Below are 16,275 nucleotides of genomic sequence, written 5' to 3' on the forward strand. Positions count from 1 at the left end.
CGCTATTGTCCGACGATGGTGTAGCCATCCTCCTGCAATGCAGTAATGGCGTCATTCAGTTTGTCCGCTTTGACCAGAAAAAAATCTGTGTCGAATGTAGAGACAATAAACATACTGACTTTGGCTTTTGCCAGCACTGTCCCCAGGTTCGCCATGATCCCTACCATAGACAATTCAAGGGGGCCTAACAATTCAAGCGCCCGCCAGCCTTTATCAGATTCCAGTGACACAAGATTAACAGAGGAAGGTACGACAACCGACAAGGTATCTTCCGTCTTGCCAATGAAAAATAAATCACTGTTCAATACCGGAGCCGGAATGGCGGAGTTAGGATCGAAGGCATGGATAGTAAATTCACCGTCAATGACGGCTAACGTCTGCTTTTTCATTATCTGATGTCGTCCGGAACATGTCATATTATTAAATCATCATACTTGAATAACTTCTACGTGTTATCCACTTTATCTGTGGATAAGTTTGTTGAGTAGTATGTGTGTGAAATGTAACTCCATGAAATTGTTTAATAAAAAATACTGGTTAAACAATGGTCAGTGGATAACTATTGCCATAGTTCAAGCATTTTCCACAAGCTGTGTCTACCTTTGTGTGAAAAAAATATTGGAAAAAACTGGGTTTTCTTTAAGCTGTGTGTATTGACACTTCATATTTAGTCTGGAGCAAATCATGAGCGACTCAGCAGGTGACTGGCGGGATTTAACAGTAGCAGATGCAGTGGAAACCAGCACCTTTTATGAAAAGGTACTGGGATGGCAAAAAGAACCTCTGGACATGGGCGGCTACAATGACTTTGTTATGAAAGATGCAGACGGACAGGTAAAAGGTGGCATTTGTCACCGGAGAGGCCCGAATCAGGATGTGCCTGCAGGTTGGATCCCGTATTTTACCACCGGTGAGTTTGATGAAGCCTTATCGCAGGTTACGGCATGTGGCGGGGAGCAACTGACTGCCGTGAGAACACACGGTACGGCAAGGTTTGTGTATATTAAAGATCCCTCCGGCGCCTGTTTTGCACTTTACAGCGATGGCAGCGGGTCGTAATTCAGCAAAGGATTTTGCGGTCATGACATGACCGCCATCAACTGCTAAAGTACTCACAAATAAAAAGAAGTGAAGGGATAACACGTTGACTGCGCCACTGAATATTTACGCTGGCCCGGGCGCACTGGCCACATTAAAAGAGCACGGTTTCTATCCGCTGCTGTTCAATTACTTCCTCGGCGCGTCCGGCGGACCCAAATGGTTCGTGCTGGCGGGTCTGGATCGGGTGCTGTTTCCGGAATGGTTCGATGAACGGGGAGGGCAGGTGCAGGTGATTGGCTCATCTGCCGGGGCATTCAGAGCCGCATGTGCCGTTCAGAGAGACCCATTGGCGGCCATCAACCGGCTGGCACACCATTATTCACACACTGTGTATTCTGCCAAACCGTCAGCAAATGAAATTACCGTAAAAGCCCGTGAACTTATCAGCCATGTGCTGGGTGAAGAGGGTATTGACGATATTCTGCTGAACCATCGTTTTAAGGCGCATATTTTCGCCGTACGTTGCCACCGTGCTATGGCATCGCGGGGGCGCATTACCCAGTTCCATGGCCTTGCCATGAGTGCAGCTGCCAATGCTGTTTCAAGACGTGGTCTTAACCGCTTTTATACCCGCCATATTTTTTCGGCACCGGACAGCGATTTTACTATTCACGATCCGTACAACCTGAACACTGAACGGACAGAACTGAGTATTGTGAATACCCGGGATGCGTTACTGGCATCCGGTTCTATTCCTCTGGTACTGGAAGGGGTAGAGAAAATCGTTGATGCACCTGAAGGGGTGTACAGGGACGGCGGTATCACCGACTATCATTTTGACTTGTCTTTCGGTCCCCGTGAAGGGCTGGTGCTTTATCCGCATTTTTATGACAAGCCTGTTCCGGGCTGGTTTGATAAAGGCCTGAAAAGACGGGTACCACACCGCAGCAGTTACGATAACGTGGTGATGCTTGTACCGTCGGCAGAATTTGTTTCATCTTTACCTTACGGCAAAATCCCTGACAGAAAAGATTTCGATGCCCTTGATCCCCAAACCCGCATAAAATACTGGCAAACCGTGCTTAGAGAGACCGACAGGCTGGGAGAGTATTTTATGGATATTACTGCCAGCGGAAAAATCATGGATGAAATTAAGCCACTGCCTTTTCCAATGCTGAGCGACTAACAAAAGTTAACACAGAAAGCCCGTTTTTCATTTACAGGAGCGGGCTGCTCTTCTCTCTTTGGTTCTTCATCTTCCTGCTCCCGGCTGGCAGATCTTTTCATGACTTAGCACGGCTTCAGCAAGATATGCCAAAAAGCTCCGGCGCAGTCAAAAACACCTGTCGACCATAATTTATCTATGGCAGTCTTGCCTGAAACAACGAATGAAATGATTGAAGTGTCTCTGCTGCAATCATTTTCTGAGCATGAGAACGATAAAAATGACAACAATGCAAACTTCTGCGGCGAACCATGCAAAACGTATCGCGTCTATTGATATCCTCCGGGGGCTGGTGATGCTCTTTATGCTGGTGGACCATGTTCGCGAACGGTATTTCTATCATCAGCAGGTTGGTGATCCCATGGACGTGGACATTACCAGCCCGCAATTATTTTTCACCCGGATGAGTGCCCATTTCTGTGCACCGGTATTTGTATTTCTGACCGGGTTGTCTGCGTGGTTATACTCCCACCCTGCGAACAAGCCTGCACGCTCTGCAACACCGTTCTTATTTAAACGGGGTTTGTTCATTATTTTCATTGAGATTGCAGTGATCAACTGGCTGTGGATGGGCACCTACGACACATTGTGGTTGCAGGTAATGTGGGCAATTGGCGTGAGTATGGTTGTACTTTCTGTGCTGTGTCATTTACCGGCAAAACTGATTCTGGCACTGGGGCTGTTGATTGTATGTGGTCATAACTTGTTATCACCAATCAGCTTTGCGCCGGGGGAAACCGGCTACACCCTGTGGGCTATTTTACATGACCGCGGCTTTATATTTACCTCCGAAACCCTCCGTATTAAAGCGTCTTATCCTGTGCTGCCGTGGATAGGTGTGATACTACTGGGTTACAGCATGGGGCCGGTATTTTCGCGCAATGTTGCCTCGCCGCAGCGTAAAAGAGTATTGCTGGGTCTGGCTTTATCCATGTGGGGAGTACTACTGGTCCTGAGGGGCTTCAATATTTACGGAGAAGACATGCCATGGGAAACACAGGCAACAGCCATTCAGACCGCGATGGATTTCATTAATTTTACCAAATATCCGCCATCTCTGGATTTCGTGTTACTCACCCTGGGCGGGGCATTTTTAGTGCTGTTTGCTTTGGATACAGTGAACAATAAATTCACACAAATCATTGAGTCATTTGGCTCAGCACCCATGTTTTTCTATATCGTGCATCTATTTGTGCTGCTGGTCAGTTACAACCTTGTACTTGATCTCGCCGGACCGAACTACGATGACTTGTTTGCCTTCGATTATATCTGGCAGGTATGGCTGGTTGCGGCGTTGATGGCAGTGGGGTTGTATTTCCCCACAAAAGCATTTTCTCGCTTTAAACACAACAGTACGAACCCGCTGGTTAAATATTTCTGATGTAGTAAGCGCCTTATTTCCCCTGCGTTTTTGCGCAGGGGAATTACACAAAACCAATGTTCTCTTTCCTGCCTCAAAAGCTGAAACAGTATTCATCTGAGTGAAAAATCAGTTGTCAGCGCCGGTCCTTCCGTTAGTATAAATTTAATGCTGAATTAAGCTGCAAGATGCCACAAAGCAAAGTATCAGATAGCTGAAATTGCTTATGTTCAGCTACAACCGGCACTCCCACACCTATAAAGATAAGGAACAGATCATGACGTTGAAAACGGTTGCAGGTATTGCCTGCTTTGTCGGGCTGTCATTCACCTCTGCAGTAACCGCTGCCAGTTTCACCATAACCAGTGAAGACATGGCAGCCGGGGAACCCATGTCCAAAGAGCAGGAATTCAAAGGTTTCGGTTGTGACGGAGATAATTTGTCACCTCAGCTTTCGTGGCAGGGCGCACCGGAGGGAACAAACTTCTTCGCACTCTTTGTATACGATCCGGATGCACCTACCGGAAGTGGCTGGTGGCACTGGCAGGTAGTCAACATTCCGGCCAGTACCAGTGAATTACCCACCGGCGCGGGCAGTGCCGGCAGTATGGTATTACCGGAAGGCAGTATGCAGATAGTGAATGATTTCGGTTATGCCGGTTTTGGCGGCGCGTGTCCGCCTGAAGGTCATAAAGCGCACCGCTATCAGTTCACGGTATTCGCATTGCCGGAAAAATTGTCCCTGCCGGACAATCCATCAGGCGCACTGACAGGTTACATGGTGAACATGAATGCATTAGGGAAAGCCACTCTGGAAGTGACTTATCAGCGCTGAATGAAGAAATTATCAGCGCCGGAATGAGCAGGAAGGGAAAGCGGGTGTTAAAACCCGCCTTCACAGAAGTAAGCAATATATAAGAAGTCATCCAGGCCGTAGTGTGAGCCTTCACGGCCATAGCCTGATGCTTTGATGCCGCCAAAAGGTGCCTGTTCGCTGGCAACCGCACCTTCGTTTACGCCAATCACACCCGCCTGCAGAGCACCTTTTAACCGGTGAATCCGGTAGTGGTCACGGGTGTAGAAATATGCCGCCAGGCCATATTCGGTATTGTTAGCTTCTTCAATGGCTTCGCTTTCTGACTGAAAGCGGAACAGGGGAAGCACCGGACCGAATGTTTCTTCAGTGAACAGGCGCATGGCATTGTTAGCATCGGCAATGACGGTGGGTTCGACGAACAGGGTGTCGTCAGGCGCTTTATTCCCGCACAGTACAACGCCGCCTTGTTCCACCGCGTCAGCAATATGGGCGTTAATTTTGTCTACAGCCTTTTGATTTATCATCGGGCCGATGCGGGTATCTTCGTCCAGAGGTGAACCCACTTTTAACGCCGCGACTTTGTCCGTCAGCCGGCTGGCAAATTCATCATAAATACTGTCTTCTACATAAATGCGGTTAGGACATACACAAGTCTGCCCGCCATTTCTGAGTTTAGCAGCCATTAAGCCATCAACCGCCGCGTCTAAATCTGCATCAGCGAACACAATAAAGGGCGCATTGCCGCCTAATTCTAAAGACAGCTTTTTCAGCGTACTGGCACAGCGCTCCGCCAGATAGCGGCCTACCTGCGTTGAGCCTGTAAAGCTGAGCTTTTTCACTAACGGATCTTTAAGCCAGGCATCAACGGCAATGGCCGTTTGTTCACGACTGGCAGTGACCACATTCACCACACCCGGCGGGAAGCCTGCCATATCGATAAGTTTTGCCATCATCAGTGCCGTCAGCGGGGTATCTTCCGCCGGTTTAACCACTACCGTACAGCCGGCCGCCAGTGCCGGCGCAATTTTCCGGGCCAGCATGGCAAACGGGAAATTCCATGGTGTGATAACTGCAACAACGCCCACCGGCCGCTTTTCAACAGTCTGCATTTTGCCGCTGCCGGTTTCAGGTAAAATATCGCCCCGAAGCTGCATGATTTGCTGAGAAAACCATTTTACGTAAGAAGCGCCATAGGCTACTTCGCCTTTTGCTTCCGCCAGCGGCTTACCCTGTTCTGTGGTCATGGTAAGTGCAAGATCGTCAATATTTTCGTTGATGACAGCGTACCATTTCTCAAGCAGTGTGGCCCGTTCACGGTGACTGGTTTTACTCCAGCTCTGAAATGCTTTTTGTGCAGAGCGGGCAGCGTGGGCGGCATCAATGGCGTCACTGTCGGGCGCACTGGCAATCCGTTCACCTGTGGCCGGATTGATAACCGGATACGTCATCCCGGAAATCGCATTCTGCCACTTTCCGTTAATGTAGTTTTGCGTGCTGAGTAGTGTCTGATCTTTCAGGGTGATTCCTGTTTCTGTCGTCACGTTGCTGTTAAACCCTTAAAGGTGAGAAAGAATGGCGTCACCCATGGACTGTGTACTGGCATTGCCGCCCAGATCCGGAGTGGTAATGTCGCCTTTTAAAGCGGTTTCTATGGCTTTGATGATAGCATCGTGGGCCTCTGCACCGGAGCCTGAATCTTCAGTAAGGAACTTCAGCATCAATGCGCCAGACCAGATCATACCAATGGGATTGGCGATGTTTTTACCGTAAATATCCGGCGCCGAACCGTGTACCGGCTCGAACAGGGAAGGGAATTTTCTTTCAGGGTTTAAATTCGCAGAAGGTGCCAGACCAATGGTGCCGGTACATGCAGGACCCAGGTCAGACAAAATATCACCAAACAGGTTGGAGGCAACCACCACATCAAACCGCTCCGGATTCATGACAAAACGGGCTGAAAGGATATCGATGTGTTGTTTGTCCCACTGAATATCACTGTAGTCTTTACTGATGGCTTCGGCGCGGGAATCCCACCAGGGCATACTGATGGCCATACCGTTACTTTTCGTGGCAACAGTCAGTTTCTTCGCATCACGCTGACGTGCGGTTTCAAACGCATATCTTAAAACGCGGTCGGTACCGTGACGGCTGAACACTGATTGCTGCAATACCACTTCACGCTCTGTGCCTTCATACATAATACCGCCAATGGATGAATATTCGCCTTCAGTATTCTCCCGTACAACCACAAAGTCGATGTCATCAGCACGGGGCGTCGACAGAGCACATTTGACCCCTTCGAAAGTACGTACCGGGCGCATGTTGATGTACTGATCGAATTCACGGCGGAAAGTCAGAATGGAGCCCCACAGTGAAATATGATCAGGCACAGACGCCGGCCAGCCAACGGCACCAAAATAAATGGCATCCATGTCTGACACTAACTCTTTCCAGTTTTCCGGCATCATACGGCCATATTCGGCGTAGTAGTCGCAATCACCCCATTTGAATTCCTGGAAGTTAAGAGGGATGCCGAATTTCTTTGCAGCCGCTTTAACAATTTTCAGCCCTTCAGGCATGACTTCTTTTCCGATGCCATCACCGGCAATTACTGCAATATTAAACGGTTTCATTAGCGGGCCATTTCCTTCTTAACCATATCTAAGGACAACACTTCATCGAGGGTTTTCTGTAACAGGTCAAAGAGTTCATCAAAATCTTCTTTGCTGTAACAGAGCGCCGGGGCAAACCCGAGAATATTGTCGCCAAATGCACGGAAAATCAGTTTGTTCTTCCAGGCAATATCAGCAATGACCTCATGCAAGCCCAGTTCTGCGGGAAACTGACGTTTTGACGATTTATCTGCCACCAGTTCAACAGCAGCCAGTAAGCCCTGATTTCGCACATCGCCCACAAGAGCATGGCTGAGTACCGATTGCAGTTTGTCTTCGAAATACGGCGTCATGGCCTGCGCGTGTTCCAGCAGGCCTTCTTCGTAAATACTAATCACTTCCAGTGCCACAGCGGCACTAACCGGGTGGGCAGAATACGTCTGGCCGTGGCCGACTACCGCTGAACGGTGCGGGCCGTCGGCGATGCCTTTGAATATTTCATCTGACATCATCACGGCACCCATCGGCACGTAGCCTGATGTTAAACCCTTTGCCATGGTCATCATGTCGGGTTGGATATTTTCATGCTCACAGGCAAACATTTTTCCCGTGCGACCAAAACCGGTGATGACTTCATCGACCACAAATAAAATACCCAGTGACTTACACGCTTTGGCAATGGCGGTTAACCAGCCTTTCGGAGGCACGATTACGCCACCGGAACCCACAACCGGTTCACAGAAAAACGCAGCCACATTGTCTGCGCCCAGTGCTGCAACTTTATCTTTCAGTTCCTGTACGGACGCGTCGATGAGCGCCTGTTCGGTGTCGAAGTCGCTACGGTAAAAATAAGGGCAGGCAATATGATGGTGTGTCGGTAGCGGCACATCGAAGTTCGCATGAAAAGCCGGTAGGCCGGTTACCCCTGCACCCACTGACGAAGAACCGTGGTAGCCACGTTTCAGCGCAATAATGTGTTTTTTCTGAGGTTTGCCAATAGCATTGTAGTAATAGGTAATGTAACGCAGCGCGGCATCTACAGCGTCAGAGCCACCCAGAGAGAAATACACATGCTGTAATGAGTCCGGCGTAATAGACACCAGTTTTTCTGCCAGTTTGATTGCCGGCTCGCTGCCGAATCCGAAATAGCCTGTGGCATAAGGAAGTACCGACATTTGTTTGCTGGCCACATCGACAATGCGTTGTTCCCCGAAACCTACATTCACACACCATAAGCCTGCGAATGCATCCAGATAAGTTTCTCCCTCGCTGTCGGTCACCCGGGGGCCTTTGCCGGATTGTAAAATTTTGACACCTTTTTGCTGGTGACCACGGAAATCAGATACCGGATGGATCAGGTACTGGCTGTCCAGTTCTTTCAGGGCAGAGGTTTGCATGATGACATTCCATATTTGTATTTATTAAGCGAAGTGTGCGCGCCGCTCAATGTTTATGATTTTTTAAGACATCTGCGTGATTTATCCGGCGAGAAAAAGACGGAGGTAAAGAAACGCAGAGCAAATTCAGCTTGATAATAGTAGCGCTGCACCAGTTCGTTTATCTTTCAAACGATTTGAGATAAAGGTGCGGAAATATTGTTTTTTTGAGCTTCTCAGCAAAATATGCTGCGATTAATGCGGCATGATGATTAAGCAGGAGTGATGCGACAGCAGCATTGTTTTAAACCGTGGCACGGTACAAGTGATGTTACGGGAAACGGGCCATTTTCAGGCGTTCTGGCCGGTGGATTAGCAATTAAAACGATGCGGCATACTCTGCTGATTGTACAAATAAAACAGACGTATCATCCCGTGGTAACATTTCATTTTGGAATGTTTATACCGTTACCGCGTGGTGTAATAGATTCGACATAAAAATTACATAGCTGGAACCAACAATGAGTGCATTTAAACCTAAATATATTTCTTTCGACTGCTACGGCACCCTGATTTACTTTGAAATGGCGCCCATTGCGCAGCGACTGTTTGCAGACCGGATCACACCGGAGCAAATGCCTCAGTTCGTAAAAGACTTTTCAGCCTACCGTTTAGATGAAGTGCTCGGCGCGTGGAAGCCTTATTCTGAAGTGGTCCGCAATGCTGTTACCCGTTTATGTAAGAAATGGGGCATTGAGTATCGCGATGAAGACAGCGTAACAATTTACAAGGCTGTGCCAACGTGGGGACCACACCCTGATGTGGTTGAACCGTTAAAAAAGGTGGCTGCTGAGATCCCGCTGGTCATTTTATCCAACGCGGCAAACGAGCAAATCAATTCTAATGTGGCCAATCTTGAAGCGCCTTTTCACGCTGTGTATACCGCAGAACAAGCGCAGGCTTATAAGCCCCGCTTGCAAGCCTTCGAATACATGATTGATAACCTGGGCTGTAATCCGGAAGACATTCTTCATGTTTCATCCAGCTTCCGTTATGACCTGATGTCAGCGCATGATATCGGCATTAAAAATAAAGTATGGGTAAACCGTGGACATGAGCCGGCTAACCCGTTCTATGGCTACACCGAAATTAAAGACATCAGCGGACTACCCGGCGTAGTCGGACTGTAAAACATGAAAAATACGTCGTACTGGTTAGATACAGCCCCCACGCTTTCACTACCGGAAAGCCCGGCCAATGCCACAGTTGATACCGTGGTAATAGGCGGCGGCTTTACCGGCTTGTCCACTGCGCTGGCTTTAGCAAAACGGGGCGCAGCGGTGGCTCTGGTTGAAGCCGGCACTATCGGTTCAGAAGCGTCCGGCCGCAATGGCGGGCAGTGCAATAACGGTACGGCGCAGGATTATGCCGGGCTTGTCGCAACATACGGCGAAGAAAAAGCCCGCGCGTTCTATACGTTTTATAATGATGCTGTTGGATCTGTTACCCGCATTGTGCAAGAACATCAGATTGCCTGTGATTTCAGAGTGGCCGGAAAAATTAAACTGGCAGCTAAACCTGAACACATGGAAAAACTGGAAAAAACACACGCTGCGCTGATTCAGTCAGTCGATCCTGATGCGAAATTACTGGATAAATCCGCGCTGGAGAAAGAAATCGGCTCCGGTTCGTTTTACGGCGGATTGCTGACACCCAATGGTGTGCAACTGCATGTGGGCAAACTGGTCACGGGTCTTGCTCAGGCTTGTGTGCAGGCAGGCGCCATGCTGTTTCAGCATCAGCCTGTCACGCAGGTCCGTAAGCTGAATAATCAGTCATGGCAGGTGACTACGCCAGTGCAAACACTACAGGCAAAGCAGGTTGTGGTTGCCACTGGCGGCAGTGGTCCCGGTCCGTTTAGCTGGTTTCGCCGCCGCATTGTGCCGGTGGGCAGCTTTGCTGTTACCACTGCACCGTTGTCAGACGAACTGGTGGCTGAATTGTTCCCCGGCAACCGCTCCTACGTGACCAGCAAAAATATCGGCAATTATTTCCGTTTAACGCCGGATCAGCGCTTGCTGTTCGGTGGCCGCGCCAGATTTGCCGTATCTAACCCTAAATCAGATGCCAAAAGCGGCGTGATATTGCGCCAGTCTCTGGATGACATGTTCCCGCAGCTTGTCAGCACAAAAATTGATTATTGCTGGGGCGGAACGGTGGACATGAGCGCAGACCGCTTACCGAAAGTCGGACAGCACGATGGCCTTTTTTATGCCATGGGTTACAGCGGTCATGGCGTTCAGATGGCTGTGCACATGGGTGAAACCATGGCGGATTTAGTGGAAGGCAAACCCTCGCACTGTCCCTGGATTTCCAATGACTGGCCAGCGGTGCCACTGCATTTTGGAAAGCCCTGGTTTTTGCCTTTTGTCGGCTTGTATTACCAGCTTCAGGATAAACTTCATTAAGCGTAGAACGTTACGTGTCATGACGGAAGGTGTTACAACATGAAAGAACGACGTTCTCTGCATTCTGTGTCGCAACACGACAGAAGAAAATTATTAAAAGGGCTGGGCGCTGCGGGTGTAGCTGCGGCCAGCGGGCTGATTTTACCTCAGCATGTTCTGGCTGCGATGGCCGGAACCCCGGCAACGGACAAGCCTGTTTATGGCGGCCGGATCCGTGTGGCCGGTATGTCTATTTCCACAAAAGATACCTTAGATCCTGCAAAAGCCTCGTTGGGGACCGACTACGCCAGAATTTATATGCTTTACAGCGGATTGACCCAGTTTAACCGCGACCTGGGAACGGATCTCGCGCTGGCTGAAAAGATGGAGAGTGAGGACCAGCAGCACTGGTTTATCACCTTGCGTGATGGTGTTACTTTCCACAACGGTAAGTCACTGACATCAGACGATGTAGTGTATTCATTACTGCGTCATAAAGACCCGGCAGTGACGTCCAGAGCAGCGGCAATTGCTCAGCAATTTGATTCTGTAAAAGCGACAGGCAGGCTCACACTGTCACTGACTCTTAAGTCGTCTAATGCCGATTTACCGGTCATTCTGGCATCATCAAATTTCTGTATTGTTGCTAATGGCACCACAGATTTCAGCCGGGAAGCAAATGGCACAGGTCCCTACAAGCTTAAAGAGTTCTCCCCGGGCACACGTACTGTGGGAGAAAAGAACCGCAATTTCTGGAAACCCGGCAAGCCTTATCTGGATGAAATTGAACTGGTAGGAATTGCAGACGAATCGTCCCGTGTGAATGCGCTGCTATCAGGTGATGTACAAATGAGCATTGCCCTTAATCCCCGTTCAACCAAACGGGTCAAAGCATCCGGCACCTGCGACATTATGCAGACTGAATCTGGCCTGTACACAAATCTTATTATGCGCCAGGACGCTTATCCTACAAATAATCCGGACTTTGTTCTGGCAGTGAAGTACATGATGAACCGGCCTCTGGTGCAACGGGCATTGTTCCGGGGATATGCCACAATTGCAAACGATCATCCTGTTCCGCCTTCGCACAAATATTACAACGCAGATTTGCCTCAACGGCCATACGATATTGATCGTGCAAAGTATCATCTGAAAAAAGCCGGTATGAGCGGAGCGCGTTTTCCTGTCTTTGCCAGTCCTGCTGCAGAAGGCTCTGTAGATATGGCCGCACTTCTGCAATTGTCCGGTATTGAATGCGATTACCATTTTGGTATTAACCGTGTGCCGGCAGATGGCTACTGGTCAAATCACTGGATGAAACACCCTATGGGCTTCGGCAATATCAATCCGAGGCCGTCGCTGGATGAACTGTTCACATTGTTTTATAAGTCTGATGCTCCGTGGAATGAATCAGGATGGAAGAACGCGCAATTTGACCAGCTTTTACTGGCTGCAAGAGGTGAGGGGGACGAAGTTAAGCGCAAACAAATGTATGGCGATATGCAGGCGCTTATCAGTGAGCATTGTGGCGTGAGTATTCCGGTCTTCATTAACATTATTGACGGATACGACAAGCGGATCAAAGGCTTTTATCCCATTCCTACCGGCGGGTTTATGGGGTACACCTTTGCCGAGCATATCTGGCTGGACGCCTGACGGGAGTATCACGGTGAATATTTTAGTACCGATAATTATAAAACGATTAGGCACAGCGGTAATAACACTGCTACTGGTATCTGCTGTGGTCTTCAGTATTTCAAATCTGCTTCCCGGTGACGCTGCACAGGAAATGCTGGGGCAGAGTGCCACGCCTGAGGCTGTCGCTGAACTCCGGGAGGCTTACGGGTTGAACGATCCGCCTTTAACCCGCTATGGCAAGTGGTTATGGGGGCTTGTTAAGGGTGATGCCGGTGTCTCTCTGGCGAATGCACAGCCTGTTTCTTCTTTGATTAATGAGCGGCTATCCAAGTCTCTGTTGCTTGCGGCGTTTACCACAGTTGTCGCCGTCCCTTTTGCCATGGTCCTTGGTATATCTGCGGCGATGTACAGCGGCTCCCGGATTGACCGCGCTATAAATCTTTTCACGTTGTCTATGGTCGCGGTACCTGAATTTCTGCTCGCAACGATATTCGTGCTGATTTTTGCAGTCGAGCTTAACTGGTTACCGTCACTGTCTTACATAGCCGGTGATGCAGGTTTATACGATTATTTCCGTGCCTTTGCGATGCCGGTATTAACCTTGTGTATCGTACTGTCTGCGCAAATGGCCCGTTTAACCCGTGCGGCAGTCGTTGAACAATTATCTCAGCCCTACGTTGAGATGGCCCTGCTAAAAGGGTCCACACTTTCCCGGGCTGTGCTGCGTCATGCACTTCCTAACGCTATAGGCCCCATTGTTAATGCGGTCGCCCTCAGTTTGTCCTATTTGCTGGGCGGCGTGGTGATTGTTGAAGTGATCTTTAACTATCCGGGGCTGGCCAGTTTGATGGTCGATGCGGTTACAAACCGGGATATGCCATTGCTTCAGGCTTGTGCCATGTTGTTCTGTCTCGGGTATCTGTTGCTGGTGTTGATTGCTGATCTGGCCGCCATTGTGGCAAACCCCAAACTGCGTAAAGGAGGCTGAGCCATGCTCTCAACGATAAAGAATCTGCCGTTATCGGGTAAAATTGGCGCAGCCATTGTGAGTTTCTGGATATTTATTGCCGTATTTGGTCCTTTACTCTCGCCACACAGTGCAAAAGAAATTGTAGCCTGGGATGTATTTGAGCCCATTGGCGGTGAATACCTGTTAGGCACTGATTACATCGGACGTGATGTGCTCAGCCGTTTGATGGACGGTGCACGTTTTACCGTTTTTATTCCGCTACTCGCTGCTGCACTGGCATGTTCTGCAGGCACGCTCATTGCGCTGTACGCATCTGTCAGTCATCAACGTGTTGATGAGCTGATAAGCCGTTTTATGGATGCACTTATTTCCATTCCCAGTAAGATTTTTGCTTTAGTGATGATTGCTGCGTTCGGCTCATCAATCCCTATTTTATTAGCCATCACTGCAGTGAGTTATATGCCGGGCGCGTATCGTATTGCCAGAGCGTTAGCAGTTAATGTTGCCAATATGGATTTTGTTACTGTTGCCAGAACGCGGGGTGAGGGTAAGCTTTACCTCGCGGTAAAGGAAATTTTGCCTAATATTCTGCATCCCATGCTGGCTGATTTTGGTTTACGTTTTGTGTTTGTCGTGTTGTTGCTGAGTAGCCTGAGTTTTCTGGGGCTGGGTGTACAACCGCCTCAGGCAGATTTAGGTTCGCTGGTCAGAGAAAACATTTCTGGTCTGGCCGAATGGGCGCCGGCGGTAATTATACCGGCGCTGGCGATTGCCACTATCACGATTGCGGTGAACCTGCTTATCGACAGTTTCCGTGGCAGTGCCACCTATTCCGCAGGAGATAAATAATATGTCATCTCATGTTTCGGTTAATAAACTCGAAGTCTCCGCGGGGAAGGGCGACAGCAAAAAAGTTATCGTAAAAGACGTCAGCTTTACCTTAAAGCGCGGAGAAGTGCTGGCCCTTATCGGTGAATCCGGCTCGGGCAAAACAACCATCGCCATGTCGTTACTGGGCTATGCCCGGCCGGGCTGTCATATCACCGGTGGTGAAGTCGCGGTGGGCGGGCAGAGTATGCTCGGTTTAAGCGATACTATGCTGGCGTCATTGCGGGGCCGGAAAGTGGCATATGTTGCACAAAGTGCCGCTGCAGCGTTTAACCCCTCCCGGAAAATCATGGAGCAGGTGATAGAAGGGGCGTTAATTCACGGCGTAATGAGCCGGGCTGAGGCACAGAAAAAAGCCACAGAGCTGTTCAGACAGTTGTCGTTGCCTCATTACGATACCATCGGGAACCGTTATCCCCACGAGGTATCCGGCGGTCAGTTGCAACGGTTGATGGCCGCGATGGCCCTTATCTGCGGTCCTGAACTGGTTATCTTTGACGAGCCGACTACTGCACTGGATGTCACCACTCAGGTAGATGTGCTCAAAGCGTTTAAAGCGGCGGTGAAAGCCAGGAATACCACGGCTGTGTATGTATCCCATGATTTGGCTGTGGTCGCCCAGATGGCCGATCAGATCCTTGTTCTGCAACATGGCAAAATGGTCGAGCACAACACCACCACTGAAATCTTAAATAACGCAGCAGAGCCCTATACCCGTCAGTTGCTGGCAGCGGTGTCTCACGGTGCGTCCGGATTAAACCGGCCAACGGCAAAAACAGTTCTTGAGGTAAGTAAAATTGTCGCAGGCTACGGTAAAATTACCGCAGAAGGCTTACCGCAAATTCCTGTGTTGCATGACGTGTCTATTAAAGTAGAAAAGGGCAAAACCGTCGGCATTATCGGTGAATCCGGTTCCGGAAAATCAACGTTCGCGCGTGTTATCGCAGGCTTAATTCCCGCAGCGAAAGGTTATATGTTGCTGGATGGAAAAGAGCTGCCAGCGTCTATTTCGTCCCGCAGCAAAAGTGAATGTCAGCGCGTGCAGATGGTGTTCCAGAATGCGGATACGGCGCTGAATCCGGCGCAGAAAGTCGGGGATATTATTGGCAGGCCATTAGCTTTCTTCCATGGCATGAAAGGGGAGCAGAAGCGTGCCCGTGTGGCAGAGCTGTTAGCGCTGGTGCAATTACCCGCTGAACTGGCTGAGCGTAAATGCGGCGCGCTGTCCGGCGGGCAAAAACAACGTATCAACCTGGCCCGTGCACTGGCTGCGGAACCGTCGGTAATTTTATGTGACGAGGTGACATCAGCGCTGGATACTGTTGTTGCCGCAGCCATTTTAGAACTGCTGAAAGATCTGCAGACGAAGTTGAATATAGCCATAGTGTTTATCAGTCACGATATACCTACTGTACGCACTTTGTGTGACGATGTGCTGGTTCTCTATAAAGGCAATGCGGTGGAATACGCGAGCGGTGAAGCGGTAAGTACTGCGCCTTCCCACGATTACACGAAGAAACTGGTGGCCAGTGTTCCCACGTTAGATCCGGGCTGGCTGGACTCAAGACCGCCTGCTGCGTAAGGCGCTGGAAAAGGCCAGCTGTGCCCACAGAGCGGCATCGTCGGGATCATCATAAATACAATCAGGTGCACTGTAGTATTGCAGTGCAACCTGTTTGCCTTGCCTGCTGTAAGTAAACGGCTCACACCCTTCATGAATAAATTGCTGGCTGGTCTCCTTGTCCGCTTTCAGGTAGAGCAAATCATCAATGGCGATGGCAAACATGAGGCCATTGTGAAACAGGCCGGTGCCGCCAAACATCCGCCGTGTTGTTACCGGTTGCAGCGTTGAAAATACATCATGCAGGCTATCAATAAATTCTGAGGTCATAACGTTCTGT

The 16,275-nt window shown here is 49.5% G+C and carries 15 protein-coding genes; 10 read left to right on the forward strand and 5 right to left on the reverse strand.

Translation table 11 applies throughout. From position 1 onward, the window contains the following. Nucleotides 1-2: 2 nt before the first annotated feature. A complete protein-coding gene (locus tag ACXAGR_RS15855; RefSeq protein ID WP_474844451.1) occupies nucleotides 3-389 on the reverse strand; it encodes an ACT domain-containing protein in 387 nt (128 codons plus the stop codon). Between the two features lie 295 nt (nucleotides 390-684). Here ACXAGR_RS15855 and ACXAGR_RS15860 point away from each other — a divergent pair, with 295 nt between their 5' ends. From ACXAGR_RS15860 to ACXAGR_RS15875, 4 genes are all read left to right on the forward strand, one after another. After that, a complete protein-coding gene (locus ACXAGR_RS15860) occupies nucleotides 685-1,059 on the forward strand; it encodes a VOC family protein (protein WP_474844450.1) in 375 nt (124 codons plus the stop codon). An 85-nt stretch (nucleotides 1,060-1,144) separates the two neighbouring features. After that, nucleotides 1,145-2,227: a patatin-like phospholipase family protein gene (locus ACXAGR_RS15865; protein ID WP_474844449.1), complete on the forward strand. Its 1,083-nt coding sequence runs from the start codon at nucleotides 1,145-1,147 to the stop codon at nucleotides 2,225-2,227. A 259-nt stretch (nucleotides 2,228-2,486) separates the two neighbouring features. Beyond that, nucleotides 2,487-3,647, forward strand: a complete 1,161-nt coding sequence (locus ACXAGR_RS15870) for an acetyltransferase domain-containing protein (RefSeq protein ID WP_474844448.1) — start codon at nucleotides 2,487-2,489, stop codon at nucleotides 3,645-3,647. 256 nt (nucleotides 3,648-3,903) lie between these two features. Next, nucleotides 3,904-4,461, forward strand: a complete 558-nt coding sequence (locus ACXAGR_RS15875; RefSeq protein ID WP_474844447.1) for a YbhB/YbcL family Raf kinase inhibitor-like protein — start codon at nucleotides 3,904-3,906, stop codon at nucleotides 4,459-4,461. Nucleotides 4,462-4,508: 47 nt separating this feature from the next. Here ACXAGR_RS15875 and ACXAGR_RS15880 read toward each other — a convergent pair whose 3' ends face one another. From ACXAGR_RS15880 to ACXAGR_RS15890, 3 genes are read right to left on the reverse strand one after another with little or no spacing between them, the layout of a single operon-like run. Next, nucleotides 4,509-5,966: an NAD-dependent succinate-semialdehyde dehydrogenase gene (locus ACXAGR_RS15880; protein ID WP_474851642.1), complete on the reverse strand. Its 1,458-nt coding sequence runs from the start codon at nucleotides 5,964-5,966 to the stop codon at nucleotides 4,509-4,511. 33 nt (nucleotides 5,967-5,999) lie between these two features. Next, nucleotides 6,000-7,076: a tartrate dehydrogenase gene (locus ACXAGR_RS15885; protein WP_474851225.1), complete on the reverse strand. Its 1,077-nt coding sequence runs from the start codon at nucleotides 7,074-7,076 to the stop codon at nucleotides 6,000-6,002. Then, nucleotides 7,076-8,452 (reverse strand): aminotransferase class III-fold pyridoxal phosphate-dependent enzyme, encoded by a 1,377-nt coding sequence (locus ACXAGR_RS15890; protein ID WP_474851226.1) that lies wholly within the window; start codon nucleotides 8,450-8,452, stop codon nucleotides 7,076-7,078. Before ACXAGR_RS15890 ends, ACXAGR_RS15885 begins: the two co-directional genes overlap by 1 nt. A 500-nt stretch (nucleotides 8,453-8,952) precedes the next feature. On the opposite strand from ACXAGR_RS15890, the gene ACXAGR_RS15895 reads away from it, so the two are divergent. From ACXAGR_RS15895 to ACXAGR_RS15920, 6 genes are read left to right on the forward strand one after another with little or no spacing between them, the layout of a single operon-like run. Beyond that, on the forward strand, nucleotides 8,953-9,621 hold the full coding sequence (locus ACXAGR_RS15895) for a haloacid dehalogenase type II (protein WP_119501693.1): 669 nt from the start codon (nucleotides 8,953-8,955) through the stop codon (nucleotides 9,619-9,621). 3 nt (nucleotides 9,622-9,624) lie between these two features. After that, complete coding sequence (locus tag ACXAGR_RS15900; RefSeq protein WP_474851227.1) at nucleotides 9,625-10,899, forward strand: NAD(P)/FAD-dependent oxidoreductase; 1,275 nt, start codon at nucleotides 9,625-9,627, stop codon at nucleotides 10,897-10,899. Nucleotides 10,900-10,938: 39 nt separating this feature from the next. Then, the gene (locus tag ACXAGR_RS15905; protein WP_474851228.1) at nucleotides 10,939-12,534 is read left to right on the forward strand and encodes an ABC transporter substrate-binding protein; all 1,596 of its coding nucleotides are present in this window, start codon (nucleotides 10,939-10,941) and stop codon (nucleotides 12,532-12,534) included. A gap of 13 nt (nucleotides 12,535-12,547) precedes the next feature. After that, a complete protein-coding gene (locus tag ACXAGR_RS15910) occupies nucleotides 12,548-13,504 on the forward strand; it encodes an ABC transporter permease (RefSeq protein WP_474851229.1) in 957 nt (318 codons plus the stop codon). Between the two features lie 3 nt (nucleotides 13,505-13,507). Further along, a complete protein-coding gene (locus ACXAGR_RS15915) occupies nucleotides 13,508-14,335 on the forward strand; it encodes an ABC transporter permease (protein ID WP_474851230.1) in 828 nt (275 codons plus the stop codon). Between the two features lies 1 nt (nucleotide 14,336). After that, nucleotides 14,337-15,956: an ABC transporter ATP-binding protein gene (locus ACXAGR_RS15920; RefSeq protein ID WP_474851231.1), complete on the forward strand. Its 1,620-nt coding sequence runs from the start codon at nucleotides 14,337-14,339 to the stop codon at nucleotides 15,954-15,956. Here ACXAGR_RS15920 and ACXAGR_RS15925 read toward each other — a convergent pair. Continuing rightward, nucleotides 15,936-16,265 (reverse strand): TfoX/Sxy family protein, encoded by a 330-nt coding sequence (locus tag ACXAGR_RS15925; protein WP_474851232.1) that lies wholly within the window; start codon nucleotides 16,263-16,265, stop codon nucleotides 15,936-15,938. The genes ACXAGR_RS15920 and ACXAGR_RS15925 overlap by 21 nt on opposite strands. Nucleotides 16,266-16,275: the final 10 nt, after the last annotated feature.

Source organism: Alteromonas sp. ABH4_457 (assembly GCF_056160625.1).

Bases quoted from the DNA above. Each gene is read 5' to 3' on its own strand.
- ACXAGR_RS15895 (WP_119501693.1), top strand. From the start codon at position 8,953: ATGAGTGCATTTAAACCTAAATATATTTCTTTCGACTGCTACGGCACC.
- ACXAGR_RS15890 (WP_474851226.1), bottom strand. From the start codon at position 8,452: ATGCAAACCTCTGCCCTGAAAGAACTGGACAGCCAGTACCTGATCCAT.
- ACXAGR_RS15900 (WP_474851227.1), top strand. From the start codon at position 9,625: ATGAAAAATACGTCGTACTGGTTAGATACAGCCCCCACGCTTTCACTA.
- ACXAGR_RS15870 (WP_474844448.1), top strand. From the start codon at position 2,487: ATGACAACAATGCAAACTTCTGCGGCGAACCATGCAAAACGTATCGCG.
- ACXAGR_RS15885 (WP_474851225.1), bottom strand. From the start codon at position 7,076: ATGAAACCGTTTAATATTGCAGTAATTGCCGGTGATGGCATCGGAAAA.
- ACXAGR_RS15915 (WP_474851230.1), top strand. From the start codon at position 13,508: ATGCTCTCAACGATAAAGAATCTGCCGTTATCGGGTAAAATTGGCGCA.
- ACXAGR_RS15855 (WP_474844451.1), bottom strand. From the start codon at position 389: ATGAAAAAGCAGACGTTAGCCGTCATTGACGGTGAATTTACTATCCAT.
- ACXAGR_RS15860 (WP_474844450.1), top strand. From the start codon at position 685: ATGAGCGACTCAGCAGGTGACTGGCGGGATTTAACAGTAGCAGATGCA.
- ACXAGR_RS15920 (WP_474851231.1), top strand. From the start codon at position 14,337: ATGTCATCTCATGTTTCGGTTAATAAACTCGAAGTCTCCGCGGGGAAG.
- ACXAGR_RS15925 (WP_474851232.1), bottom strand. From the start codon at position 16,265: ATGACCTCAGAATTTATTGATAGCCTGCATGATGTATTTTCAACGCTG.
- ACXAGR_RS15875 (WP_474844447.1), top strand. From the start codon at position 3,904: ATGACGTTGAAAACGGTTGCAGGTATTGCCTGCTTTGTCGGGCTGTCA.
- ACXAGR_RS15905 (WP_474851228.1), top strand. From the start codon at position 10,939: ATGAAAGAACGACGTTCTCTGCATTCTGTGTCGCAACACGACAGAAGA.